Origin of the sequence: Exiguobacterium sp. s127 (assembly GCF_018618695.1) — a bacterium.
Taxonomy (GTDB): Bacteria; Bacillota; Bacilli; order Exiguobacteriales; family Exiguobacteriaceae; genus Exiguobacterium_A; species Exiguobacterium_A oxidotolerans.
This window is the reverse complement of the sequence record NZ_JACSMO010000009.1, coordinates 43,673-68,928: the sequence shown is the minus strand read 5'-3', so window position 1 is coordinate 68,928 and position 25,256 is coordinate 43,673. Positions and strand designations below refer to the sequence as shown.

Annotated in this window: 27 protein-coding genes and 3 riboswitches; of the genes, 6 read left to right on the top strand and 21 right to left on the bottom strand. The window is 48.0% G+C overall.

All coding sequences use genetic code 11. The annotated features are described in order from the left end of the window. The 3 genes from ribB to ribD are packed head-to-tail and all read right to left on the bottom strand — an operon-like array spanning position 1 to position 2,854. Complete coding sequence (gene ribB, locus KNP98_RS12035) at positions 1 to 1,185, bottom strand: 3,4-dihydroxy-2-butanone-4-phosphate synthase (RefSeq protein WP_214811536.1); 1,185 nt, start codon at positions 1,183 to 1,185, stop codon at positions 1 to 3. Beyond that, on the bottom strand, positions 1,185 to 1,811 hold the full coding sequence (gene ribE / locus KNP98_RS12030) for a riboflavin synthase (RefSeq protein ID WP_214811534.1): 627 nt from the start codon (positions 1,809 to 1,811) through the stop codon (positions 1,185 to 1,187). The genes ribB and ribE overlap by 1 nt, the downstream gene beginning before the upstream one ends. Beyond that, the gene (gene ribD, locus KNP98_RS12025; RefSeq protein WP_251135177.1) at positions 1,796 to 2,854 is read right to left on the bottom strand and encodes a bifunctional diaminohydroxyphosphoribosylaminopyrimidine deaminase/5-amino-6-(5-phosphoribosylamino)uracil reductase RibD; all 1,059 of its coding nucleotides are present in this window, start codon (positions 2,852 to 2,854) and stop codon (positions 1,796 to 1,798) included. Before ribD ends, ribE begins: the two co-directional genes overlap by 16 nt. Before the next feature lie 158 nt (positions 2,855 to 3,012). Continuing rightward, a riboswitch (FMN riboswitch) is annotated at positions 3,013 to 3,157 on the bottom strand. A 152-nt stretch (positions 3,158 to 3,309) separates the two neighbouring features. Then, positions 3,310 to 3,414: riboswitch (SAM riboswitch) on the bottom strand. Positions 3,415 to 3,629: 215 nt separating this feature from the next. Beyond that, positions 3,630 to 3,732, top strand: a riboswitch (SAM riboswitch). Between the two features lie 60 nt (positions 3,733 to 3,792). Between ribD and KNP98_RS12020 the strand changes: the two genes are divergently transcribed. After that, positions 3,793 to 4,551 carry an alpha/beta hydrolase gene (locus tag KNP98_RS12020; RefSeq protein ID WP_214811532.1) on the top strand — a complete coding sequence of 253 codons (759 nt, stop codon included), beginning with the start codon at positions 3,793 to 3,795 and terminating at the stop codon, positions 4,549 to 4,551. Between the two features lie 183 nt (positions 4,552 to 4,734). Here the strand turns inward: KNP98_RS12020 and KNP98_RS12015 are convergent, their stop codons facing one another. Next, entirely contained in the window at positions 4,735 to 5,352 is a 618-nt protein-coding gene (locus KNP98_RS12015) for a thymidine kinase (RefSeq protein WP_034801409.1), read from the bottom strand. A 182-nt stretch (positions 5,353 to 5,534) separates the two neighbouring features. Between KNP98_RS12015 and KNP98_RS12010 the strand changes: the two genes are divergently transcribed. Next, the gene (locus KNP98_RS12010) at positions 5,535 to 6,185 is read left to right on the top strand and encodes a DedA family protein (RefSeq protein WP_214767790.1); all 651 of its coding nucleotides are present in this window, start codon (positions 5,535 to 5,537) and stop codon (positions 6,183 to 6,185) included. A gap of 35 nt (positions 6,186 to 6,220) precedes the next feature. Here KNP98_RS12010 and KNP98_RS12005 read toward each other — a convergent pair whose 3' ends face one another. Together KNP98_RS12005 and rho are read right to left on the bottom strand one after the other, a co-directional pair. Then, positions 6,221 to 6,466, bottom strand: coding sequence for a type B 50S ribosomal protein L31 (locus KNP98_RS12005; RefSeq protein ID WP_012371588.1), 246 nt, complete (start codon positions 6,464 to 6,466; stop codon positions 6,221 to 6,223). Between the two features lie 97 nt (positions 6,467 to 6,563). Further along, entirely contained in the window at positions 6,564 to 7,928 is a 1,365-nt protein-coding gene (gene rho, locus KNP98_RS12000; RefSeq protein WP_029331794.1) for a transcription termination factor Rho, read from the bottom strand. A 351-nt stretch (positions 7,929 to 8,279) separates the two neighbouring features. On the opposite strand from rho, the gene KNP98_RS11995 reads away from it, so the two are divergent. Next, positions 8,280 to 8,966 (top strand): C40 family peptidase, encoded by a 687-nt coding sequence (locus tag KNP98_RS11995; RefSeq protein ID WP_088837995.1) that lies wholly within the window; start codon positions 8,280 to 8,282, stop codon positions 8,964 to 8,966. 122 nt (positions 8,967 to 9,088) lie between these two features. Beyond that, on the top strand, positions 9,089 to 9,862 hold the full coding sequence (locus KNP98_RS11990) for an SDR family NAD(P)-dependent oxidoreductase (protein ID WP_214802905.1): 774 nt from the start codon (positions 9,089 to 9,091) through the stop codon (positions 9,860 to 9,862). 73 nt (positions 9,863 to 9,935) lie between these two features. Here KNP98_RS11990 and glpX read toward each other — a convergent pair whose 3' ends face one another. The 5 genes from glpX to KNP98_RS11965 all read right to left on the bottom strand — a co-directional run bounded on the left by glpX (position 9,936) and on the right by KNP98_RS11965 (position 14,386). Beyond that, the gene (glpX, locus tag KNP98_RS11985) at positions 9,936 to 10,901 is read right to left on the bottom strand and encodes a class II fructose-bisphosphatase (protein ID WP_088837997.1); all 966 of its coding nucleotides are present in this window, start codon (positions 10,899 to 10,901) and stop codon (positions 9,936 to 9,938) included. 32 nt (positions 10,902 to 10,933) lie between these two features. Continuing rightward, the gene (gene murA, locus KNP98_RS11980) at positions 10,934 to 12,184 is read right to left on the bottom strand and encodes a UDP-N-acetylglucosamine 1-carboxyvinyltransferase (protein WP_088837998.1); all 1,251 of its coding nucleotides are present in this window, start codon (positions 12,182 to 12,184) and stop codon (positions 10,934 to 10,936) included. Between the two features lie 27 nt (positions 12,185 to 12,211). Next, positions 12,212 to 12,859 (bottom strand): fructose-6-phosphate aldolase, encoded by a 648-nt coding sequence (gene fsa / locus KNP98_RS11975; protein WP_029331801.1) that lies wholly within the window; start codon positions 12,857 to 12,859, stop codon positions 12,212 to 12,214. 165 nt (positions 12,860 to 13,024) lie between these two features. Further along, complete coding sequence (fba, locus tag KNP98_RS11970; RefSeq protein ID WP_088837999.1) at positions 13,025 to 13,879, bottom strand: class II fructose-1,6-bisphosphate aldolase; 855 nt, start codon at positions 13,877 to 13,879, stop codon at positions 13,025 to 13,027. A gap of 132 nt (positions 13,880 to 14,011) precedes the next feature. Next, positions 14,012 to 14,386 carry a response regulator gene (locus tag KNP98_RS11965; protein WP_088838000.1) on the bottom strand — a complete coding sequence of 125 codons (375 nt, stop codon included), beginning with the start codon at positions 14,384 to 14,386 and terminating at the stop codon, positions 14,012 to 14,014. A 94-nt stretch (positions 14,387 to 14,480) separates the two neighbouring features. Between KNP98_RS11965 and KNP98_RS11960 the strand changes: the two genes are divergently transcribed. Next, a complete protein-coding gene (locus KNP98_RS11960; protein ID WP_088838001.1) occupies positions 14,481 to 14,990 on the top strand; it encodes a DUF2529 family protein in 510 nt (169 codons plus the stop codon). 197 nt (positions 14,991 to 15,187) lie between these two features. Here the strand turns inward: KNP98_RS11960 and KNP98_RS11955 are convergent, their stop codons facing one another. The 7 genes from KNP98_RS11955 to rpoE all read right to left on the bottom strand — a co-directional run bounded on the left by KNP98_RS11955 (position 15,188) and on the right by rpoE (position 22,214). Beyond that, positions 15,188 to 16,510, bottom strand: a complete 1,323-nt coding sequence (locus KNP98_RS11955; protein WP_088838002.1) for a PTS sugar transporter subunit IIC — start codon at positions 16,508 to 16,510, stop codon at positions 15,188 to 15,190. Positions 16,511 to 16,522: 12 nt separating this feature from the next. Then, positions 16,523 to 17,929 carry a glycoside hydrolase family 1 protein gene (locus KNP98_RS11950; RefSeq protein ID WP_214811530.1) on the bottom strand — a complete coding sequence of 469 codons (1,407 nt, stop codon included), beginning with the start codon at positions 17,927 to 17,929 and terminating at the stop codon, positions 16,523 to 16,525. A 14-nt stretch (positions 17,930 to 17,943) separates the two neighbouring features. Further along, the gene (locus KNP98_RS11945) at positions 17,944 to 18,252 is read right to left on the bottom strand and encodes a PTS sugar transporter subunit IIB (protein ID WP_029331810.1); all 309 of its coding nucleotides are present in this window, start codon (positions 18,250 to 18,252) and stop codon (positions 17,944 to 17,946) included. Continuing rightward, positions 18,249 to 18,596 carry a PTS lactose/cellobiose transporter subunit IIA gene (locus KNP98_RS11940; RefSeq protein WP_029331812.1) on the bottom strand — a complete coding sequence of 116 codons (348 nt, stop codon included), beginning with the start codon at positions 18,594 to 18,596 and terminating at the stop codon, positions 18,249 to 18,251. Before KNP98_RS11940 ends, KNP98_RS11945 begins: the two co-directional genes overlap by 4 nt. A gap of 150 nt (positions 18,597 to 18,746) precedes the next feature. After that, positions 18,747 to 19,457 (bottom strand): GntR family transcriptional regulator, encoded by a 711-nt coding sequence (locus KNP98_RS11935; protein ID WP_088838004.1) that lies wholly within the window; start codon positions 19,455 to 19,457, stop codon positions 18,747 to 18,749. 383 nt (positions 19,458 to 19,840) lie between these two features. Further along, positions 19,841 to 21,436 carry a CTP synthase gene (locus KNP98_RS11930; RefSeq protein WP_029331814.1) on the bottom strand — a complete coding sequence of 532 codons (1,596 nt, stop codon included), beginning with the start codon at positions 21,434 to 21,436 and terminating at the stop codon, positions 19,841 to 19,843. Positions 21,437 to 21,689: 253 nt separating this feature from the next. Beyond that, positions 21,690 to 22,214, bottom strand: a complete 525-nt coding sequence (rpoE, locus tag KNP98_RS11925) for a DNA-directed RNA polymerase subunit delta (RefSeq protein WP_029331815.1) — start codon at positions 22,212 to 22,214, stop codon at positions 21,690 to 21,692. Between the two features lie 169 nt (positions 22,215 to 22,383). Here rpoE and KNP98_RS11920 point away from each other — a divergent pair, with 169 nt between their 5' ends. Beyond that, on the top strand, positions 22,384 to 22,830 hold the full coding sequence (locus tag KNP98_RS11920; RefSeq protein ID WP_088838005.1) for a GNAT family N-acetyltransferase: 447 nt from the start codon (positions 22,384 to 22,386) through the stop codon (positions 22,828 to 22,830). A gap of 65 nt (positions 22,831 to 22,895) precedes the next feature. On the opposite strand, the gene KNP98_RS11915 is transcribed toward KNP98_RS11920, so the two are convergent. The 3 genes from KNP98_RS11915 to KNP98_RS11905 are packed head-to-tail and all read right to left on the bottom strand — an operon-like array spanning position 22,896 to position 25,152. Then, positions 22,896 to 23,357: a heme-degrading domain-containing protein gene (locus tag KNP98_RS11915; RefSeq protein WP_214811528.1), complete on the bottom strand. Its 462-nt coding sequence runs from the start codon at positions 23,355 to 23,357 to the stop codon at positions 22,896 to 22,898. Next, the gene (locus KNP98_RS11910) at positions 23,354 to 24,394 is read right to left on the bottom strand and encodes an oxidoreductase (protein ID WP_214811525.1); all 1,041 of its coding nucleotides are present in this window, start codon (positions 24,392 to 24,394) and stop codon (positions 23,354 to 23,356) included. The genes KNP98_RS11915 and KNP98_RS11910 overlap by 4 nt, the downstream gene beginning before the upstream one ends. Further along, positions 24,391 to 25,152, bottom strand: a complete 762-nt coding sequence (locus KNP98_RS11905; protein WP_088838008.1) for a DeoR/GlpR family DNA-binding transcription regulator — start codon at positions 25,150 to 25,152, stop codon at positions 24,391 to 24,393. The genes KNP98_RS11910 and KNP98_RS11905 overlap by 4 nt, the downstream gene beginning before the upstream one ends. Positions 25,153 to 25,256: the final 104 nt, after the last annotated feature.

Sequence of the window (25,256 nt, the reverse complement as noted above, 5' to 3'; positions counted from 1 at the left end):
TTATTTTCCTCCTTCGAGATCGAGCAGATGCCCGAGCTTCGTCTGTTTGGTTTTGAGATACTGGTGGTTTTCTAAACTTGCCGGTACTTCATGCGGAACCCGCTCAAGCACAGTGATGCCGTACGTTTCGAGCGCTTGCTGTTTATCCGGGTTATTCGTCATCAAACGGATTTTCGTGACACCGAGGTCCTGAAGCATCGCTGCTGCGACGGCGTAGTCGCGTAAGTCGGCTGCAAATCCGAGCGCATGGTTCGCCTCGACCGTATCAAGTCCTTGTTCTTGGAGCTCATAGGCTTTCAGCTTCGCCATCAGACCAATCCCCCGCCCTTCTTGCCGCAAGTAGAGGACAGCGCCGCCTTCCTGTTCAATCCGGTCGAGCGCCGCGTCGAGTTGCGGACCGCAGTCACACCGTTTTGATCCGAAGACGTCACCCGTCAGACATTCGGAATGAACGCGGACGAGCATCCCGTCTTCTGCTTCACCTGATAGCACCGTGACATGTTCCTTGGCGTCAGGTGTCGTATAACCAAGCATCCGAAACGCCCCGTGCGTCGTCGGTAACAAGACTTCCGCTTCACGGCGGACAGAGCGCTCGAGATAGCGGATGAGAGCATCGATCGTAATCATTTTTAAATCATGTTCTGCTTTATACGTCACTAAATCATCAACCCGTGCCATCGTCCCGTCGTCTAAAATGATTTCACAGATGACGGCCGCTTCGGCGCTTCCCGCGAGCCGTGCCAAATCAATCCCTGCTTCCGTATGACCACGCCGGACGCGGACGCCGCCTTCGTTTGCGATCAACGGAAAGATGTGTCCGGGACGCTTGAACTGCTTTGGACCATCCGTCAACATCCGCTGAATCGTCATTGCCCGTTCCGCTGCACTGATGCCGGTTTTCGCATCTTCATGATCAATACTGATCGTAAAAGCCGTTCCGTGCGGATCCGTGTTGACATCTGTCATCGGCCGGAGCTCGAGTCGTGTTGCGATATCCGGACTGACCGGGACACAGACGAGTCCTTTGCCGTAAGTGATCATGAAGTTAATCATCTCGGGTGTCGCATGTTCCGCAAGTAACACGAGATCCCCTTCGTTCTCACGGTTTTCATCGTCACAGACGATAATCGGTCGTCCGCGTTTTAAGTCATCCACTGCTTCTTCAATCGAATCAAATCCGTTCATCATGCTTCGCCTCCTAAAAATGCCGACCAGTCCGTCTTCGCATCCTTCTGCGTAAAGTGATAGAGATGTTTCGCCATCAAGTCACATTCGATATTGACGAGGGCACCCGTCTGCAAGCGATCGAACGTCGTGACTTGGCGTGAATGGGGAATCAATGAAATCGTCACCGCATCGTTTCCGACATGTTGCAGCGTCAGGCTCGTCCCATTGATTGCAATCGATCCTTTCGGAATACAGTACTTGCTCCAGTCGCCTGCCTCAAAACGGTATTCCATCGCTTCACCGTCCGGTCGCCGGCTGAGAAACCGAGCCGTTCCGTCGATATGCCCGCTGACGAAGTGACCACCGAACCGTCCATTCGCCGGCATCGCGCGTTCGAGCTGAACGGCTGTCCCGACCCGTAACGTCTGAAGCGACGTCGCTCGGATCGTCTCATGGACGGCATCGGCCGTGAATCCGCTCTTCGTCATCGCCGTCACCGTCAAACAAATCCCATCAACGGCAATGCTGTCGCCAATCTTTGTTCCGTCAAGCACTGCTGTCGCTTCAATTTCGAGCGCCAGCCCGTTCGGACGGGGGACTTTCCGTTTTATTGTGCCGAGTTCTTCAATCAATCCGGTAAACATGTCATCCTCTCCTTTCGTACATACTGGAGATGGACGTCCTGTCCGATTTGGTTCATTTTCACTAAATCAAAACGGTCTTCGATGTCCTGTTCCGTCGTCAGAGACTTGGTCCCACAGAAGAGGGACGGTGCCTGATAGAGTTCGATCGTATCCACGAGATCCGCTTCTAAAAATGCGGATTGAATCGTGGGACCACCTTCAATCAACAGACTGCGAATACCTTGTTCATATAAAAGTTCGAGGATTTGGTCCGGTGTCGCATACGTCCCGACGAAAACCGTCACGTTCGCCCGTTCGCTTGTTCGTGGCTGTTCCGTCAGCCAGTACGTCGGATTCAAGCCATCGTTTAAGACTTGGAATGTTTCAGTCAGGCGCCCGCGGCGATCGACAATGACACGGACCGGTTCGATGCCGGTCGAACTGCGCAACGTCAGTGCCGGGTCATCGATGATCACCGTGTCGCTTCCGACGAGAATCGCGTCGTGTATCCCGCGTAACTGCCGTCCGTCAGCACGTGCCGCTTCCGAAGTGATAAAGCGTTGTTCACCCGTCGCAATCGTCCCGTTCATCGTTTGGGCGACTTTCACTGTGACATGCGGACGTTTTCGTTCAATCGCCGTCCAAAATGGTTCATACAGTGCCACTGCCTCGTCTTTTAGTAGACCGACTTCGACGTCAATCCCCGCCTGACGGAGACGTGTGATACCGCTTCCTGCGACGAGCGCGTGGCGGTCCTCTGTCGCGATAAAAACACGATTGATTCCTGCTTCGAGGATTGCTTCCGTACACGGCGGTGTTTTGCCGTGATGATTGCACGGTTCGAGTGTCACGTAGAGATCGGCTCCGCGTGCTGCTTCACCTGCCATGAGGAGCGCTTCGACTTCGGCATGGGGTCCTCCCGCATAACGGTGGGCCCCAAAACCAACAATCCGCCCCTGTTTGACGATGACGCAGCCGACACTCGGATTCGGGCTCGTTTGACCGTTTAACATGTGTGCTAGTTGCATCGCATAACTCATGAATGTTTCCATTAATGTTTCCATTTTTTCCGCTCCTTTCAATAAAAAAGACGCCTCCTGTAAAAGGGGCGTCGTGATTGAAGGATTGACGAAATAAGCGTCTCGCGTTTCTGTTTTTACACATACAGAAACAGACCTTTCCCTGAAAACATTTTTTCAGAAAATGGCAGCAAGCGCATTGTTTCGTCCTTCTCCCATCCGGACTTTACCGTCGGCCCTGGAGTCTCACCAAGTCAGCCACAGTGCGTACACTGCAGGTCGCGGGCTCATCGATTTATCAATCGCATCACCGCCGGTTGGGATTTTCACCCTACCCCGAAGAACTGGTTATTGAGTTATACAGCTCAAGACTAGCACAGGTCATTCTAAAATACAAAATGAATTGTATTTCATTCTCTTTTTTTAGGAAAACATCAAAAAAAGGACCCTTCTCTTAAAAGAAAAGGATCCTTCCATCTGCACTAAGGCAGAATCCGCTCCGCTCATCTTTCAGACAAACGTCTGACGGAATTGGCACAGTACGACGTAAGAAGTCTGTTGCCGAGGTTTCGTAGGGCCAGTCCCTCCACCTCTCTCGATAAGTGCTACGGTATGAAGTTCATATGTGTGATGTTTCAAGTCGTTCTTATGTCGTGAATCTAATGCTTACACTACGGGGATTCCTTTCTCAAGTCAACCATATTTTCAAAATTAAACCAAATTACCCAGTTTATCAATTTCGACTTCTTTTTGACTTCTTGACAACGTATTTCAATCAATGCTATCCTCTTCACAATGATTATTCCGACAATTCCTATACGATATATCAAGAGTGGGCGAGAGATCTGGCTCTACGAACCCACGGCAACCTGCAACATGCAAGGTGCTCCGACCAGCAAAGCCGATGCTTTGGATGATACTTACGAGAATCTCGTAGTGCGCCTAAAGCACTACGAGTTTTTTAATAGAAGGAGGAACCCTTTATGAATTCATCATCACTCGTCCTGTTTGGCGCAGAAGCTTTTTTGATTGAACGAGGTCCAATCGGTATTTTACTGTCTCACGGTTTTAACGCAACCCCTCAAAGCGTCCGTACTGTCGGAGAGCAGTTTGCCGCTCAAGGGTTTACCGTGTATGCCCCGCGTCTCGACGGACACGGGACGAGCATCCGTGATTTCGAAGCGTCGACTGCTGAAGATTGGAAACAAAGCCTCCGCCAAGGGTTCGACGTCTTAACCAATCATTGTTCGTCCATTTTCATCGCCGGACAATCGATGGGTGCGACACTTGCCCTTGCACTCGTCGCGGAAGGATTACCTGCTGACGGATTGATTACGATCAATGCAGCGTTAGCGATTCCTGCCTATGAAGCATTATCTTTTGAAGACTGTCCACGCTACTTAAAAGAAAGTACCCCAGACATTAAACGTGAAGCGTTTGAAATCATCTATGACCAGGTCCCTGTCGTCTGCGCATCGGAACTTTTGACCTTGATTGACCAGACACGTCCACTCTTACCAGCCATCGAGATTCCAACACTTATTTTATATTCTGCCGAAGACCATGTCGTCCCGCCTGAAAGTTCGGATTACCTTTATCAAGTCATCGGTTCGACGGACAAACGGAGCTATTGCCTGCTTGACTCCTATCATGTCGCGACCCTCGATTATGATCAAGAAACGATTGTCCGCGAGGCAACACACTTTGTACACCAATATAGTCGTTTGACCCACACCGGTTGATGTCTTTCCTGCGCAAAAGCAAGGGATGAAGACTGTTTCGATGCGTGTTTCAAGCATCGACTAAGCCGTCCAGAACAATATGAATGCGCAAAAAAAATGGCCGATGCTCCCTTGAAACGATGGGAGTATCGGCCATTTGATTGATGCGGTCCTGACTGATGAATCAGTCCTTCGTTTACTTCATCAGTTCTGTTGCTGTTTCTTCCATTGTTGCAGGGCTTGCGATTTCCCCGGCACTTCATGGCAGTGGCGGCAACGCGGCTCATACGACTCTGACGCGCCGACTAAAATGATTGGATCATTGTAGTTGGCAGGTCGACCGTCGATTAAACGTTGCGTCCGCGATGCCGGGTCACCGCACGACAGGCAGATCGCCTGCAGTTTCGTGACGAACTCTGCCCGTGCGAGAAGTTCCGGCATCTTACCGAATGGTTCCGCCCGGAAGTCTTGATCGAGTCCGGCACAGATGACACGTTTTCCGTCCTGCGCGAGGGCCTCGATGACATCGACGATTTCATCATCAAAGAACTGAACTTCGTCAATCGCGACCACTTGTGTCTCTTGTGCGACTGCCGCGTACACGTCACGGCTCGTCGCCATCGGTACCGCGATGACAGAGTTGCCGACGTGCGAGACGACATGTTCTTCATGATAACGGTCGTCGATTGCCGGTTTAAATACTTGGACCGGCAACTTCCCGTACTGAGCCCGGCGAACGCGTCGAATCAATTCTTCCGACTTACCAGAGAACATACTTCCGCAAATCACTTCAATCCAACCATACTGATTTATTACATGCATCATTGCAGACACCGTCCTCTAAAATTAGTCACTTTAACGAGTATAGCCCGAATCGAATATAAGGAAAAGAGTTGACTTCTCGAAATCAAAAATCCATCCGTTCATTCCCATGATTCCCCACCTTGTCGTTTTAACCAGTCCTCATTTCCTGTACACTATAGAAGAAGAATTTATGAAGGAAGGTGTTCCCGATCCATCACATATTACATGAAGTGCTTCATCAATATGGTTCATTCGGACTTGCGATCCTTCTAGCCGGGGGGATCATCGGGCTTCCTGTTCCGGATGAAACGTTACTGATCATGTCCGGTTTTTGGATGCATCAAGGCAATTTACCCTTAATCGGAACGATTCTCGCCGCTTACGCCGGAAGCTGTATCGGGATGACGATCAGCTACCTGCTTGGTCTGAAACTCGGAATGCCGTTGCTTCATCGAATCGGACCGAAGTTTCGCATTTCTGAAAAACACATTGTCACGGCAGAAGCCGGCTTTCTTCGTTACGGCAAGTCGGTCTTGATTATCGGTTACTACATACCTGGCCTTCGCCAACTGTCCGCTTTTTTTGCCGGTGTTTCGAAGATGCCGTTTCGGGTTTTCGCCGTCTATGCGTATACCGGGGCTTTGATTTGGATTAGTGTCTTTCTCGGCGCAGGTTTTTTCCTCGGCCGACATTTTTCCTTCAGTCGTCTCTTCGAACAATTCGCGACAAATCCTGACTTGCTCCCGTATATCACCGGCATTGCCGGCGCAATCGGCTCATCGTTCGTGTTGAAGACTTACCTGACCTATCGCGCCCAGTTCAGTCTATACAAAAACAGCCTGCTCCAGTGATGGAGACAGGCTGTTTTTTAATGGATAGGTCGCAATTACTTGCGGCCGTATTTTTTGTTGAAGCGATCGACACGACCGTCTGCAGCGTTGAACTTTTGACGACCAGTGTAGAATGGGTGCGAGTCCGAAGACACATCCACGCGGATGAGTGGGTACTCGTTTCCATCTTCCCAAGTGATTGTTTCGTTCGAAGAACGAGTAGAACCAGTTAAGAATTTGTACTCAGTAGTTGAATCCATAAATACAACTTTGTTGTAGTTTGGGTGAATTCCTTGTTTCATGGTTGATTTCTCTCCTTCCGCCCTGGTTCATTTGCTGAGCCAGAGTAAGTTACCTTCCTATACTAAACGATTTTTCATCGTCTCGCAATACCTATTTTCAAGTCGGTGTATCTGTTTTGATCGTCCGTGGTTTAGCTGCTGCCCGGCGAATCGGCTTCTTCTTTTCCTTCAACAGTTCAACGAAGAATTCTTCATTATTTTTCGTATCCTTAATCTTGCGCAAGAAACTGTCGACGAACTCGTTTGATTCATTCATCGTCCGACGAATCGTCCACAACGCATCGAGTTGATCTTTCGGTAGGAGCAACTCTTCTTTCCGTGTGCCGGATTTCCGGATATCGATCGCCGGGAAGATGCGACGCTCTGATAGTTTCCGGTCAAGATGAAGCTCCATGTTGCCGGTCCCTTTAAATTCTTCATAGATGACATCGTCCATCCGTGAACCGGTCTCAACGAGTGCTGTCGCGAGAATCGTCAAACTGCCGCCATGTTCGATGTTCCGTGCTGCTCCGAAGAAACGTTTCGGTTTATGGAAGGCAGCCGGGTCAATCCCCCCTGATAAGGTCCGTCCGCTTTGCGGGACGGTCAGGTTATAGGCACGCGTCAGACGTGTGATCGAGTCCATCAAGATGACGACATCTTTTTTATGCTCGACGAGACGCATCGCCCGCTCAAGGACGAGTTCTGAAATCCGGACGTGGTTATCCGGTGTCTCATCAAACGTCGAACTGACGACGTCTGCTCCCGGTACGGAACGTTCGATATCCGTCACTTCCTCCGGTCGTTCATCAATCAAAAGAATGATTAACTCAACATCCGGATGGTTGACTTGAATCGAATTCGCAATCTCTTTTAACAAGGACGTCTTCCCTGCCTTCGGTGGTGCGACAATCAATCCGCGTTGCCCGAATCCGACCGGCGCAATCATGTCCATGACACGAACCGACAGATGACGCGGTTCTGTTTCAAGACGCATTAAACGATCGGGGTAAATCGGTGTCAGCGCAGGGAAGAATAAACGGTTTCGTGCCGTGTCCGGCGCTTCTCCATTCACTGCTTCAACGCTCAATAAACCTTGGAAACGTTCATTTTCCTTCGGTGGCCGGACTTTTCCCGTGACGACATCTCCATTACGAAGATTAAAACGACGAATTTGTGAAGCGGCGATGTAGATATCTTCAGAGGATTGTGAGTAGTTGATGGGACGAAGGAAGCCGAAACCACCATCGTTTTGCATCTGTGGATTGCCGGGGATGACTTCAAGCACCCCTTCGAGGAAGTAGAGACCGGTTGATTCTGCTTGTGCTTTTAAAATCTTGAACATTAACTCACGCTTTCGCGCTTCCCGGTATTGCGGAACATTTTTTGCTTTCGCAATTTCATATAGATCCTTCAATGTCAGATTACCGAGTTGGGCAAGTGTATAGGAACGTTCTGGTTTATCGGTTTTTTCAGTTGGCATATGCATTCACCTATTCTTTATAAATTCAACAGCAAAGTTCTGTAACGTATTTAATGATAAAGCAAAAAAATCTTTTGTGAATTAAAGGTATCACATATCTACCACTTTCGTCGTGATTTAGCGAATGGAAATTTCTTCTTTGTAATATTCCACGATATTATTGCAGTTATATTACAGAAAAGCGGTATTTTGTAGCGGAACTGAAAAAACGTTTTCACACGACCGCATGCTAAGATATTCCTGCAGAGAAAAACTTACAAAGTCGTAAGGATGACTGCCTAAACAAACACTTAATGATTTCATTATATAACTCGGTCACATAAATTTTAATTAAAATGGAGGAATTCACATATGAAACGTTTTCTAGCATCGGTCGCGACAGCCGCATTAGTGGTTTCAGGTTTTGCGTCAGTGGGAACAGGTAAAGTTGAAGCTGCTACAATTACTAAAGTCAAAATCATGGATAACGGATTACGCGTTCGTTCAGGTGCCTCTACAAAATCTTCAATCGTCGGTAAAGTTAACGCAGGTCAAACATTCCGTTATAAAGGAAAGTCAGGTAGCTGGACGAAGATTTATTACGGTGGGAAAACACGTTACGTGTACACGAAGTATACAAAAACATACAAGAAAAAAACATCAACTTCAACAGCTAAGAAAACAACGACTTCTTCTTCAACACGTACAAAGATCTTAAGCGAAGCAGCAAAACATAAAGGTACGCCTTACGTCTGGGGCGGTACAACAACACGTGGTTTTGATTGCTCTGGTTTCACAAGCTACGTTTATAAGAAAGCAGCTGGAAAAACACTTCCACGCTCGTCTTCTTCACAATACTCTTCATCTAAGAAAGTCAGCGTCTCAAGCGTTCAACCGGGAGATCTCGTCTTCTTCTCACACGGTAGCGGCATCCAACACGTTGGTATCGCGACAAGCAAGACAAGCATGGTCAACTCGGAAACGGGTGGCGTTAAATACTCAAGCTTCAAATCAGGATACTGGGGTTCACGTCTCGTCGGAGCCGGTTCTTACCTTTAATCCAAACACGATCGACCAAGCGGTTGAGCATCGGCTCAATCGCTTTTTTGTTTGTTCTGCGCTATCGTCTAGTTAATACCCTTTTTCTATCAATTCAATCCACGAAACAGGAGCGTGATCCTATGAACGTATTGATTACAGGAGCCTCAGCAGGCATCGGTCGCGAGCTCGCACGGTTACATGGCATGCAAGGAGATCATCTGCTGCTCGTCGGGCGCAATGCCGAAAAACTGTTCGAGACGAAGTATCTCGTCGAACAAGAAGGAGGAACGGCTGAGGTCTATCCTTACGACATCGGACAGCCCCTCCACATCGAAGCCCTCCTTCGGGCGACAAAAGATGATTCGGTCGATCTCTTAATCAACAATGCCGGTTTCGGATTATTTGGTGAGTTTCTCGAAACCGAACTTTCACGTGAACTGAACATGATTGATGTCAACATCCGGGCCCTGACTCATCTGACAAAAGCTTATGCACAGCGGATGCGGGACCAAGGTATACAAGGTCGGATCGTACAGATCGCTTCGACGGCAGCATTTCAAGCCGGTCCGTTCCTAGCCGTCTATTATGCAACAAAAGCCTACGTCTTAAGTTTTTCCGAAGCTTTAGCAGAGGAACTCGCGCCTTACGGCATTCAAGTCACGGCGGTTTGTCCCGGTGCGACCCATACCGATTTCGAAGCGACGGCCGGCCTGTCTGCTTCCCGTTTGTTTAAACGCCCCGGCATCATGGATGCGCCAACCGTCGCTAAGCTATCCTTCGATGGATACATGCAAGGCAAGACGCTGGTGATTCCTGGTGCAAGCAATGCCTTCTATGTTTTCCTGACGCGGCTCTTACCACGTCAAACACTCACAAAGATGAGCGCTTCCGTCCAAGCACCGTTGAAAGAATAGTTGGTTCACAAAAGAAAAAGACCTTTCCGAAAAAATCGGAAAGGTCTTTCTTTGTTTTGCTCAGTTTCATGCATTACTTGATGACGAGCTTCGGTTTCTTTTTGAACGAGTGATGTCCTTCGACGAAACGAACGGTTCCTGATTTTGCGCGCATGACGACAGAGTGCGTTTGTCCACCTTGTCCGGAGAACTGAACACCTTTCATCAGCTCACTGTCCGTTACGCCCGTTGCAGCAAAGATACAGTCATCTCCTGAAACAAGATCGTCCATCATGAGGATTCTTGACGGATCTTCAATCCCCATCTTTTTACAGCGTGCGACTTCCGCCTCGTCTGCCGGAAGCAGACGGCCTTGGAGTTCACCGCCGAGACACTTAAGTGCAACGGCTGCAAGCACACCTTCAGGCGCTCCGCCTGAACCGAGCAGTAAATCAATCCCTGTATGCGGGAATGCGGTATTGATTGCCGCTGCGACATCGCCGTCACCAATCAAGCGAATCCGTGCTCCCGTTGCCCGAATCCGTTGAATGACTTCTTCATGACGTTCACGATCAAGAATCGAGACGACGACGTCTTCGATGTCTTTATTTTTAGCTTTCGCGACAGCGGCGATGTTTTCTTCAATCGTCGCATCTAAGCTGACGTGACCTGCCGCTTCCGGACCGACAGCAATTTTATCCATATACATGTCCGGTGCATGGAGCAAATCGCCGGCATCTGCAACAGCGAGTACGGCAAGCGCACCCCATGTTCCTTTTGCGACGATGTTCGTTCCTTCAAGCGGGTCGACGGCAACATCGAGTCGTGGGCCATATCCATTTCCAAGCTTTTCTCCAATGTAGAGCATCGGTGCTTCATCCATCTCACCTTCGCCAATGACGACCGTTCCCTTCATCGGGATCGTATCGAAGACATCACGCATTGCGCTCGTCGCCGCGTCATCTGCCTCATTCTTCAAACCTTTCCCCATCCAGCGGGCAGAGGCAAGTGCCGCCGCCTCTGTTACGCGTACAAGTTCCATTGATAGACTTCTTTCCATGTGTATGTCCCCTCTCTTTTGCTAAAAATCGGTCAGACCGTTTCGCGCCATACGAGGGCCCCGAGCCCTTTTAACTTTTCATCGAACCGTTCATAACTTTGATCGATGAGTTCAGCATGATGCAACAACGTTTCGCCTGAAGCGAGCATTCCACTTAGAACGAGTGCTGCCGCGCCACGCGGATCTTTCGCCTCGAGTTCTGTCCCAAACAACGTTTCACCACCGCGGATGATGATGGAAGCAGCATCTTCATGCGTAATCCGTGCACTCAGGCGACGCATTTCTTGGACGTGACGGAAACGTTGGGGGTACAGCTTATCAACGACGATGCTCGCACCTTTCGCTTGCAAAAGCGCCGCTGAGATGATTGGTTGCATGTCACTCGGAAACCCACCGTAATGGAAAACCCTGATATCGACCGGTTTCATTTCCCCGATTGAAGCCGTGACTGCATCGTCTGCGACTTCAACCTTCGCACCGAACCGTTCGAGCTTTTGAATGATGCTTTCAAGATGTAACGGAATGACGTTGTCGACCGTGACGCGTCCAAGGACGGCGCCCATCGTCAGAAACGTTCCCGCCTCCATCCGGTCAGGAATCAGTGTATGGCGACAGCCTTGAAGCGATTTAATCCCTTTGATGCGAATTTCATCGGTCCCTGCACCTTTGACACTCGCTCCCATGTTCGTAAGCATCGTACTGACATCGATCACTTCCGGATCATAGGCGGCATTTTCAATCACTGTCGTTCCTTCAGCCATGACGGCGACGAGTAACGCACTGATTGTCGCACCGAAGGAAGGTAAATCAAGATAGATGCGGTTACCCTTCAACTCTTCGACACGCATGTAGTAAACACCTTGTTCGTTTCGCATCGAAACACCGAGACGCTCGAGTGCTTTAATGTGTAAATCAATCGGTCGAGGACCGATGGCATAGCCACCGGGTAAACCGACGACCCCCTGTTTAAATCGCGCTGCAAGAATGCTCATGAGGTAGATTGATCCACGTAATTTCCGTGTCTCCGCTCCCGTCAAAGGCATTGGTTCGACTTGACTCGGGTCAATCGTCACCATATCGCCTTGACGTGTCACGACGGCTCCAAGCGTCTCCATGATTTGGATCATCGTCGTAACGTCGCCAATGTCCGGCACACCCTCAAGTACGACTTGCTGATCCGTCAAGAGTGCGGCCGCGAGGCATGGAATCGCACTTTGTTTCGAACCGCTGATCAAGACCGTTCCTTCAAGGCGTTGTTGCCCTACGATATGCAAAATGTCCACTATCCATCAACCTTTCTTCACCATCTATTATTGCTGGGCTTTTTCCCAGTCCGCGAGAAACTTCTCGATTCCTTGAGTCGTCAATGGGTGGTGTGTCAACGACTCAATGACGTTGAACGGAATCGTCGCGATATCTGCACCTGCAAGTGCTGCATTCGTGACATGAATCGGATTACGAATCGATGCTGCAATGATTTGTGTCGGAATATCATGGACAACGAAGATTTGCGCAATCGTTTCGACGAGTCCCATTCCATCTTGCCCGATGTCATCGAGACGCCCGAGGAACGGCGAAACGTATGTCGCTCCAGCACGTGCTGCGAGAAGTGCCTGGTTCGGATTGAAAATCAATGTCACGTTCGTCGTAATTTTTTCTTTTGACAATGCTGCAACTGCTTCAAGACCAGCAGGTGTCATCGGAACCTTTACCGTAATGTTCGGTGCGATTTGTGCGAGTTCCTTCCCTTCACGAATCATTCCTTCTGCATCGAGTGCGATGACTTCCGCACTGACGGATACATCCCCGACGATTTCACAAATCTCACGGAGACGTGTATGGAAGTCGACGCCTTCTTTTGCGACGAGTGATGGATTTGTTGTAACCCCATCTAAAATCCCCATTTTATGTGCTTTTTTAATATCCTCTACGTTCGCTGTGTCGATAAAAAATCTCATTTTAATCCTTCCCCTTTCATCCCTTAAAGTATTCCCTTGAAATCGCTTACTGTTCCATTATAAATTTTTTTCGCTCGAAGTCCTAACGTTTTCCAAAAACAGTTTGCTTTCTAGATGAAAAAAAATGCGATAGACCGGAGTCTACCGCATTTTAAAGGATAAAAATTATGCTTTGTTGCTTGAACCAAACTCACGCATCTTACCGATGACTGTTTGTTTGATTGCTTCGCGACCTGGTGCGATGAATACGCGTGGGTCATATGCTTCTGGTTTCTCAGCCAATACTTCACGAACGACTTTCGCGAATGAGATTTGGTTCTCTGTGTTGACGTTGATTTTAGAAGTACCGAGCGAAATCGCTTTTTCGATATCGTGTGTCGGGATTCCTGTACCACCGTGAAGAACGAGTGGAAGGTCTGTTGCGTTACGGATTTCTTCCATTTCAGCGAAACCAAGGTTTGGTTCACCTTTGTAAGGACCGTGTACAGAACCGAGTGCTGGAGCGAGCGTGTCGATTCCTGTTTCTTTAACGATGCGAACGCACTCGTCAAGTTTCGCGTACATAACGTCACCGATGACGTCGTCTTCTTGTCCACCGACAGTTCCAACTTCTGCTTCAACAGAAACACCTTTAGCATGTGCATACTCAACAACTGCTTTAGTTGTTTCGATGTTTGTGTCGATTGGGCTGTGTGAATCATCGATCATTACAGATGTAAATCCAGCGTCGATCGCTTCTTTACATTTTTCAATGCTTGAACCGTGGTCGAGGTGAATCGCAACAGGAACTGTTACTTTCATGTCGTGAACGAGACCTTCTACCATTTTAACAACCGTGTAGAATCCGCCCATGTGACGTGCTGCACCTTCAGATACACCAAGGATAACTGGTGACTGCTCTTCTTGAGCCGCACCGAGAATCGCTTGTGTCCACTCGAGGTTGTTGATGTTGAATTGACCTACTGCATACTTACCTTCGAGCGCTTTGTTTAACATGTCTGTCATAGATACTAATGGCATAATGACATCCTCCTCTGTTTTGATCGCTGCTTACACGGAATCGTGTAATTTCAGACTGATTATAACATACTGATTCGCTTGAACGTACAGCATTTCGCTCTGTTTTCAGGTTTGTGACGACGACGTGAAGGATTAACCGCTTACATCGCTCGAAATCTGCACAGTCACTTCTTTTTTCAGTTCAAAGATATCAAACGGCTTTCCGAAGAAGGCGACGACACCGAGTCGTTTCGCTTCTTCCATCGCTTCTTTTTCACTGAGCGCCGTCATTAAAATCGTCCGGATCGGACGTCCGATTTGGTCTTGATGACGCAACACTTCAATCCCTGTTTTCCCAGGCATGTTGACGTCCATCAGCAGCAGATCGTAATCCGCTTCGCGTAATCGTTCAATCGTCTCGATTCCATCGACCGCTAAATCCGTGATGTACCCTTGCGCCTTGAATAACTGTGCCAATAAATTCCGAATGCCCGGCTCATCTTCCGCGATGAGTAGTCTCCCTTTCATCTTTCACACTCCCCCTCTAGTTATTTCCATTCTACATTAAAGTAAAACTTGCTATATACTGTCTGTGATAGAAATTTAGAGAGGATGTTCACCCATGATGAAAATTTTAGCGACTCAATTCAACGGAAAACTGCAAAGTCTCGTCAAACAAGAGGATGAATTGTTCGATGTCGTCCGTTTGCTGGCTCAAGCGCTCGTCGGAGAGGGTACCGTTTATGTTGATGCTTACGGCGAATTCGAAGGTCTTTATCCGATGTTGTCCGAAGGTCCGGACCAAATGAAACGTGTCTCACAGATTAAAAATCATAAAACACTCCATGCCGTCGACCGGATTCTCATATTTACACCGGATACGGAACGCCCCGACTTCCAAGCATCACTCGCCCGCTATGACTCGTGGCATACACCGTATGCAATTGTCACGCTTGGAGATGTAACAGAGACGCTCGAGCGCTCCATCGCACCACTCGCCTTAAAATTCAATAAAGGGTTGCTCCCGGCTGAAGACGGCTCGCGTCACGGGTTGCCAAGTCTTGCCCTCGGAGCCTTTTTGCTGACACATATCTTGACGCAACTGCAAGAGATGACGGAAGAGTGGGCTTGACGCTTTTCTTCTATAATAATGACTGCTGAATCCTAGATACGATCTTTGCAAAAATTTAACCGGGTATCACTCTTTCATGTCGTCCTCTTTCGATGGGTGGCGCACAAAATACATGGTTCCATACAAAACAATTAAAACCGACCGACTCCCCTATTGTTTCAAAAGAGGAATCGATCGGTTTTTCTATGAGCACGGTTTTATGCCGAAGCTTGATCTTCCTGTGCTTTGACTTCTTCTCCATATGAGATTTGATCCTGCATTCGAACGAAAGGCAAGTAAATCGCAACGGACATAGCGATCGTCGCAATCTGTAAGAGTGCTGCCCGCCATCCTCCTATCAAGAACCCTGAGATGATTGGCGGAGTCGTCCACGGAACTTGCAAGGCATTAAACGGTTCGACCCATCCCCACAAAATCGTGAAATAGACCATGAATGATGCAATCGCCGGAACAATGACGAACGGGATAAACATGACCGGATTGAAGACGATCGGCATCCCAAAGATGACTGGCTCATTGATGTTAAACAGACTCGGTGCAAGTGACAATTTACCGAGCTGCTTCAAGTGAGCTGAACGCGCAACCATAAGCGTGGCGATGATGAAACCAATCGTAATTCCAGTACCTCCAAGTTTCGTAAATACATCAAGAAACTGAATCGTAACGATCTTTGCATTCTCTCCGACGACAAGTTCTTTCCCCGAGTCGATGAGCGCTTGGTTCTGCAATGCATTTGCTGTCAACAATGGTCCCATAATCCCCATGATGATTGCCGCACCATGAATGCCGCACCACCACATAACAGACATCAAGACCATGATGAGCACTGCTCCGGCAAGCGTATCTGTTAAGTTTTGAATCGGTGCTTGAAGCACGTCATAAATGACTTCCGTGAACGTCCGATCAGCGAACGCCTGGAATACCGCAAACGTCACAACTGACAGTGTGATGACAGCTAATCCCGGTACGAGCGCTGAAAACGAATTGGCCACACCTGGTGGGACGCCATCCGGCATTTTGATACTGATTCCACGCTTGATGAACTGCGAATAAACGAACCCGACAACTAATCCAACAAGAATCGCTGCCATGACCCCTTGTCCGCCTGTCCAAACTTTTGGCACGACCCCGTTTACGACTTCTCCTGATTCCGAAAGGACTGAAGCTTGAGTAATGATTAAAAACGAGATAATTGCAAGGATACCAGCCGGCACCCCCTCAATCTTTTCATTTTTGACGTAGGAATAGGCAATCCCGAATACACCAATCAAAGCGAGGATGTCGAATGTCGCTCCAACGACCTGCGTCAGCGGTAACGTCCAATCTGCCCCAAATAACCCTGACATGAAATTTGCCCACCCCGGAATCGGAAGTGCCAAAATCAGTAGGAAAAGTGATCCGATGATAGTCATCGGCATTGTCAAAATAAATCCATCTTTAATAGCGAGAACAGGTTTTGCATTCGCAAAACGAGCAAAAGCTGGTGTGACTTTTTCGAATGCGGTTTCTAGACGGCTCATTCGGAAACCTCCTTATAGGTCTGCAGCGCGCGTGGCGATGATTTCTTGATACCAATGGAACGACTGTTTCTTTTTACGAGCAAGACCATTTACATGATCGACATAGATGAAGCCGTACTGTTTTTTATAGCCGTTCAGCCAGCTCAGAAGATCAATGACCGACCACGCATAGTAACCCGAGACGTTGATCCCTTCTTGAACGGCATGCTTCACCGCACGTAAATGACCTTCAATGTATTCGATTCGTGGTGTATCTTTGATTTCTTCGCCGACGATTGGATCGACGTCACCAAGTCCGTTCTCTGTGATGTAGATTTTGACATCGCCATAACGGGCTTTTAGCATCCGCATTCCTTCGAGGAAAGCATCCGGTGCAATTTCCCAGCCCCACTTCGTATACACTTTATCATCCATCAAGACCGTCTTGTAAACACCATCGAACGACGGATTCCCAGGGCGACCTGTCGAATTTTCACGGCCGCCTGCCATGACGAGTGCTGTATCATTTTTCATGACACGTTGCGGGCAATAATAATTAAGACCAATGAAATCATTCATCGGAGCTGTCCGTTTGAGCAAGTCGAGCTCCTCTTCCGTCCAGTCAGGAAGAAGATTTTGTTGGTCCAATTGTTTGACGACATATTCCGGATATGTTCCTTTTAAAATTGGATCATAGAACCAGTGTGTCGAAAATTCATTCGCATGCATCTCAGCAAACTTATTATCCGCCTCATTATCGATGCTGAACGCTGGATTAAACACATGTGTGATGCCAATCTCACCTTCATAACCCGCCTGCTTAAAGCTTTCGATCGTGCGCGCATGTGCGACGAAGACGTTATGCGTCGTTTGGAAATACGCCTTTGCATCTCCTTCGATTCCTGGTGGGTGTGCACCTGACAAGTAGCCGAGCGAACAAAAGATGACCGTCTCGTTAAAGGTGATCCAGTTGCGGACGCGATCCCCAAAAGCCTCAAAACAAGTCTCGGCAAAACGGACGAACGCAGCGACCGTCTCCTGACTCCGCCAGCCGCCTCGTTCTTCAAGTACTTGCGGAAGATCCCAGTGGTATAGCGTCACGAATGGTACGATGTTGTGTTTTAAGCACTCGTCGATGACGTTGTTGTAAAACTCTAATCCCTTTTCATTCACTTCCCCCGTGCCATTCGGGAAGATGCGTGGCCAAGAGATGGAGAAACGATATGACTCGAGTCCCATTTCAGCCATCAGTCCGATATCTTCTTTGTAACGGTGATAGTGATCAATCGCGACATCACCGTTTGTATTTTCAAATGTCTTTCCTGGAATTTTCGAGAAGACATCCCAGTTCGAGACACCCTTCCCGTCCTCGTTCCATGCACCTTCGACTTGATAAGAGGCAGAAGCAGCACCAAACAAGAAATTTTTAGGCATTTTCAAAGTCGTCACCCCGTTTATTTATTTGCGAGTTTGATCGCATGGTCCAGTACTTTTGTTCCGTTCATCATGCCGTAGTCAACCGTATTGATGACATCAATCGGAACACCTTTTGGTTCACAGATTTGTTTACCTTTCGCAAGTAAATATTTGACTTGTGGTCCAAGGAGCGCAACATCGATTGTATCCACATACGTTTCCATTTCCGATTCCGGGTACGCTGCGATTTCCGTTTCAAGACCACGTTCAGTAGCAACCGCTTTCATTTTTTCCACTAACATACTTGTTGACATACCTGCTGCACAGAAAAGTCCGATTTTCATCATTTTTGATCCATTCCCTTCAGTTGGTTGATTTCGTTTTGCATATTCATCATGTATCCGAGCATTTCTTTTACAAGAATCGTATTCATCAAATGATCTTGAGCATGTACCATCAAGACACCTACTGTAGCTGTTTTCCCTTGCGCTTCAAGCGTGACGAATTTCGTTTGGATGCCGTGCGCTTCTTTTAATGTTGCATCCCCTGTCTTGACCGCTTCATTCGCTTCCGCGACTTTCCCTTCTTGCATGAGGAGCATTGCCTGGTGGTAACTGGCTTTCGCGTCTCCCGAGAGGGCGATGAGACCAAATATATCTTCCGGTGTAATGTCAATCGTTTCAGAAACCATTGTATCTCTCCTTTTTGTATGGATAACTAAAATTCATAGGTACAAATTCTACAAGTTGATAATAGCACGCGTTAAATTTTATGTAAACCCTTTCTTATTGAATAAAATGTGAACAAAAAAACGTAAGCGAGATGACTCTCTCGCCTACGTTCATGATTTAATATTGGAGACTTTAAGCATTTTGACATGTCGAAAATGATGTGTAGCACGTGATACGTCAAAGATTTGACCATTCGTTAAATACACAGTGTTGTCGACGAGCAAGGCTGGATCATCTTCTTTCAGCTCGAGTAATACTGCGTCATCTAATTTCAAAAAATCAGCATAGATGACGCGATCAGCAAAGCCAATCGCGAGTTTTTGATCATTACGTAAATAGTTATAAATTGATTTCTGAATGATGTTTTCATCAAGGTAAATGACTAAACTTTTACGAAAATAGGAATCCTCGACTGAAAAAGGATGATCGTCGACCAGACGAAGACGCTTGACGTAATAAACGGGGGTTCCGACCGGACACTTCATTCGTTCTGCAACTTCTTCGTTTGCTGTCGTCTGCTCAAACGCAAGGACACGCGTCTCGACTTTCCGTCCACTAAAGTCACTAGTCAATCCTTGGAGTTTTTCGAGATTCACATAATCGCTGTTGTAATGATCCCGAACGAACACCCCACTCCCTTGTACTTGATAGACATATCCTTTATTCACAAGAATCTCAATCGCTTTTCGGACAGTATTACGGCTGATTCCATATTTTGTCGCGTATTCGTCTTCTGTGAGCAACTTGTTTGTATGTTGATAGACGTGATTTACGATATCCGTCTCGATTTGTTCTGCAACTTGCTTATACTTGGCGGTCATCGCTATCTACACCTTCCACTTAAATTTGTAGGAATGAATTCGCTATCATTATAGCAGATAAATTTAAAAAGCGTCCTTAAACTACGGAATCATTGAAATTTTAGAGATATGTCCCCTTCACAATCATAGATTCGTAGCCTGTGACTCCTACAGGGAAAGATGCGATTTCGCGCTAGCAGCGGCAAAAACGAAAAAAAACGCTTTTTAGGCAATATCGTAGGGAAAGACAAGTGATGCAGACGTTTTGAAGACGAGTCGAGACAGGAAAGCTTGTCATGACAGCAAGCTCATGCAGACTCTTGACGCTTCATAAGAGTTTGTCTACACGCCAAAACCCCCTGTTTCCGCTTGGAGACAGGGGGTTGATTTGCTCGTCCTACTTCTTATTCTCCAAGTGACGCTCGGATGAAGTCATGGAAGAGTGCTTGCGGACGTTCTGGACGTGAAATCAATTCCGGGTGGAACTGACACGCGACGAACCATTTATGTTCTGGAATCTCGATGATTTCAACGAGACGGCCGTCCGGACTCGTACCCGAGAAAATCATGCCGTTCGCTTCGAACTGCTCACGGAACTCGTTCCCGAACTCGTAACGGTGACGGTGACGTTCGTAGACAAGCTCGCTCGAATACGCCGCACGTGCTTTTGAACCTTCTTCAAGCTTACACGGGTACAGACCGAGACGAAGCGTTCCACCGAGATCTTCGATGTCCTTTTGTTCAGGGAGCAAGTCGATGATCGGATATGGTGTCGACGGGTCAATTTCAGCCGAGTGTGCCCCTTCGAGGTTCAAGACGTTACGTGCGAATTCGACTGTTGCAAGCTGCATGCCGAGACAGATGCCGAAGAACGGAACGTTGTTTTCACGTGCGAAACGCGTCGCTTCGATTTTTCCTTCGATGCCGCGTTCTCCGAATCCGCCTGGAACGAGAATTCCATCTGCTGAACCAAGTAATTCGGCGACGTTTTCACGCGTCACGTCTTCTGCATTGATCCAGTCGATGTCGATGTCACTATTGAAGGCGAAACCGGCGTGTTTGAGCGATTCAGCAACTGAGATGTACGCGTCACGGAGCTCAACGTATTTTCCGACGAGTGCAATCTTCGTTTTCTTCTCAAGATGCGTCACCGTATGGACGAGTTGCTTCCACGCTGTCATATCAGCTGACGGTGTATCGAACTTGAAGTAATCGCAAACGAGTTGATCCATGCCTTGACGTTGCAAGTTGAGCGGTACTTCGTATAATGTCGATGCATCTTGTGCTTCGATGACGGCTTCCGGACGTGTATCACAGAAGAGTGCGATTTTATCTTTCATTTCTTGCGGGACCGCATGCTCTGAACGAAGCACGATGATATCCGGCTGAATTCCGTAGCTGCGGAGTTCTTTGACACTGTGTTGTGTCGGTTTCGTTTTCAATTCACCTGCTGCTGCAAGATACGGGACGAGCGTACAGTGAACATACATGACGTTTTCTTTTCCGATATCGTTCTTGACTTGGCGAATGGCTTCGATGAACGGAAGCGACTCGATATCCCCTACTGTTCCACCAATCTCCGTGATGACGACATCTGCGCCTGTCTCTTTACCGGCACGGAAGACACGATCCTTGATTTCATTCGTGATGTGCGGAATGACCTGAACCGTTCCACCGTTGTAATCACCGCGACGCTCTTTTTTGAGAACTGTCGAATAGATGCGACCGGATGTCACGTTTGCGTTTTGGCTCAAGTTGATGTCGATGAAACGCTCGTAGTGACCTAAATCAAGATCGGTCTCAGCGCCATCATCCGTTACGAATACTTCACCGTGTTGATATGGGCTCATCGTACCTGGATCGATGTTGATGTATGGGTCAAATTTTTGAATCGTGACGTTCAGACCACGGTTTTTGAGCAACCGTGCGAGTGAAGCAGCCGTGATTCCTTTTCCAAGCGAAGATACTACCCCACCGGTTACGAAAATATACTTTGTCATGAATAAAATGCTCCCTTCTCAAGTCCAAAAATCTAGCAGAGGTCTAATAAAATAAAAAAAGCAAAAGTGCCCCCATTTGCAGGAGACACTTTTGCTGAAATTAAGCACGTTGCTTAAAGAAGCCCATGACTAACTTACGTCATTCCGAAAACTTCGTCAAGCAGATTTTTAACAAATAAAAATCTTTCGTCCTTAGTCAGCCGTCAATGAAAAAACTACGATTTCTTACTCGAAATCGCAGCTGTACGGTTGTTTATACTTCTTCTTCATCGTCCTCGAAGTCTTCGAGATCGTCTTCTTCTAAATCATCTTCAAGATCGTCGATTGCTGCAACTTTCTTGAAAGAATCGTCTTCTGTGTCGTCAGCTGAATCATAGTCCGCTGTCTTCGCAAATGTATCGAGGTCATCTTCGATCGTCTCGAATTCATCTTCTTCTGCGTCATAGTTGAACTCTTCTTCGAACTCATCGAGTTCACCACGTTGACGTGCTTCGATGACGAGATCCTCGTCTGATTTATCAAACGGATACCAAGCACGGAGTGACCAACGGTTTGCTCCGACGTTAACGAAGTTTCCGTCGATGTTCATGTCTGTATAGAGTTGAGCAAGTTTCTCGAACTTGTCTTCTTCACCTGTAAACGAATGATACTTTTCAATTTCTTTCGTGATGTCATCGAAAGTGATTGGCTGTTCGCCAGCTTCTTGAAGCATTTCATTGACGAATTCAATCAGTGAAAGTTCAGTAATTTTTTCTTTACTCAAACGGCTGAGGCTCATTGTGACGGCCACTTCCTTTCATTTGCGTTCAATCCATTACTTCTCATTATACGCAAAATGGCTTTTAAAAATCCAGTCTCTATTCGAAAAAAGATTAATTTGCTTCATTTTTGTGTTTCTGTCCTCACTAAAAAAGGAATAATGGAGGGAGAAGAAGGAGGAATTGACGATGGAGATGACTGTTGAACGAGTAAACGATTTTGACAGCTATAATTGGTTGCCTTTACTTGCGAAAAGCTCGCAGGAAGGATTTCAATTTATTGAGTACATGTTACGAAATCGTCGCGATGAAACCTTTCAAGAGACCGGTGAGGCGCTATTCATCGTTCTTTCGCCGATGGGGCAACCCATCGCCTGTGGTGGTTATACGAAACAACCGCACGAAGCTTCGACCGGCCGGATTCGCCACGTCTATGTTTTACCTGAAGCACGGTCCAAAGGAGTCGGAACGAGCTTACTCGAGAAAATGATTCGGGAAGCTTTCTTAAGTTACGACCGGCTCGTACTCTTCTCTGATGCCGCAGATGGTTTTTATCGGCGCCTCGGATTCGTACCTGCATCCGGTGAGAAAGTCACCCACGAACTAGTAAAATCGAACAATCGGAAACAGATATAAGAAACATTTTTTATTTTTAACAATCGAAAAGACCGTGTTCCCTGAATCGGGGACACGGTTTTTCCTTACGCCATTCGTTGTTTTAAAAAAGTCAACGCATCGATCGCTAATTGATGATCGGCCTCTTGCGACAACCCTGACACGGTCAGTGTACCGATGATCCCGACGCCTGCGACCCGAATCGGAAACGATCCCCCCGCATCCGCATAATCGCCTGGCGCAACGGCGTACATCGTATGGTAGGACCGTTGTTTCAGTTTATTGTAGACACGCATGTAGAGCGAGCTATGTCCGTGACGGGTGACGACGTTTGATTTACGGCGAATCCATTCTTCTTGATCGGGAGCCGTTCCTTCGAGTGCCGCGTAATAGAGACGTTGCCCATTGCGTTTGATTTCGACGGCAACCGCTAACTCTTCGCGCAGTGCCCGCTCAATGACGTATTGTCCGGCAGCAATCGCCTCTTGATTCGTCAAACTCGTCAAGACGAGCTGTTTTTCTTGTTCGAGTAAAGTTTCGATGTTCATCTGTCCCACTCCTTCCGACAGATCGTCCGTCCATCTTCACTGCTTTTGCGGACGGCTTCGATCAGCTTCATTGTCTTCAAAGCATCATGCAAGTCGACCGGCAGTCGCCCTGTCGCTAACCCGTCCGCTAAGTCGCGGTAATAGCCGAGGTAGTTTCCGGATAGCGTTTCCAGCCGTTCTGCTGCCTGTTCTGCCAGCTGCAGATGACCAAAGTCCTCCGGGTCGTCCTCACCTAATGTCCCGTCCGCTTCCCGCCCTGAAGCAAGTCGCGCTTCTTGCGGGTCCATCCCGTATTTCACATAGCTTCCCCGCGTACCGTGCAACTCAAAACGTGGTGTCGGTCCTTGAACGAACGATGTCGAGCGAAGAATCACCCGGCGTTTGCCATAGTGCAGCGTGATATGGAAGCCGTCATCCGTCTCTGCCCCGTCACGTTGTATCAAGACGTCACCCGTCAATTCGTCCGGTTCACCGAACAAGGCAAGCGCTTGGTCAATCAAATGGGAACCGAGATCAAACAAGATGCCGGAACCCGCTCCCTGCTTCTCCCGCCAGCGGTCACGGACGACCGGACGGTAACGGTCAAAACGTGACTCGAGAAGTTGCCAATCACCGATTTCATTGGCTTCTATCAATTGCTCGACCGTCAGGAAGTCACCGTCATAGCGACGGTTGTGATACACGGCGACATGCACCCGATGTTGTTCGGCAAGTGCCAGTAGCGCCTCCCCTTCCTCAATCGTAACAACGGCCGGTTTTTCGAGTAAGACATGTTTGTTTGCTTCGATTGCTTGCTTCGCCATCTCGAAATGAAGACCTGTCGGTGTCGTGATGACGATGAGCTCTGTCGCTTGATCGTGCAAGGCCTCGTCGAGCGTCTTAACGACACGCGCTTCCGGAAAGACACGGTGGACTTTTCCTGCGTCACGTGAGACGACTTGTCGCACATGGAATTCGGGTAACGCCTCGAGTAACGGGGCATGGAACGTTACAGCTGAAAAGCCGAATCCGACAATCGTGGTTTGAATCGGTGTCATGTCAATTCCTCCTTCGCCACTTCAATCGTGACGTCTGCTTGATGTAGTCGTTCTTCCCAATCCGCAGATGGGCGCTCGTTCGTAATCAGAACATCGAGTTGTTCTAAGCTACAGACTTTATGGAAAAAACGTTTGTCAAACTTCGTCCGGTCGGCTAAGACAATCACTTCTGCCCCGCTCCGAATCATCGCCTTTTTGACGATCGCTTCTTCTAAATTTTCTGCGAACACCCCTTCACTTGTCAGTCCGCACGCTCCGAGGAACACGCGGTCGACTTGATAATGCAGGATGTCATCCGCTGTTTTGATACCGACGAGACTCTTCGCATGCGGATCGAACTTGCCACCCGTGACATACAAGTCGACGTTTGCCCGTTCGCCGATCTGCTCCGCGATTTCGAGTGAATTGGTGATGACCTGTAAGGAATAGAACGGAATATACGCCGTCATCTTCGCGACCGTCGTCGCCGCATCGAGTACAATCCGGTCATCCTGCTTGATTCGCATCGAGGCCCGTTTTGCAATCCGTTCCTTCTCTGGTTGCTCCGTCCGTTGATCGTACTTCAAGGTGCGCTTCGCCCCCGCACGAACAAGCCCGTTTTTGATGCGAATGATATCGCCTTCACTTTCCAGTTGAATGATGTCACGCCGTGCTGTATCCCGCGAAATTTGATACGTTTCGACCAGTTGATCGAGCGTCAGCTCCGGCGTCGTCTTAATCCATTCACGCATCTTTTGTAATCGTTCTGCTTGACCCATAAAGCACCTTCCTTATATTCAATTCTTTCCTTTATTTTAATTTTTTTCATTAAAAATTGCAATTTTAATGCAAATAAAACGTATCCAGATTCGGGTAAAGGAAA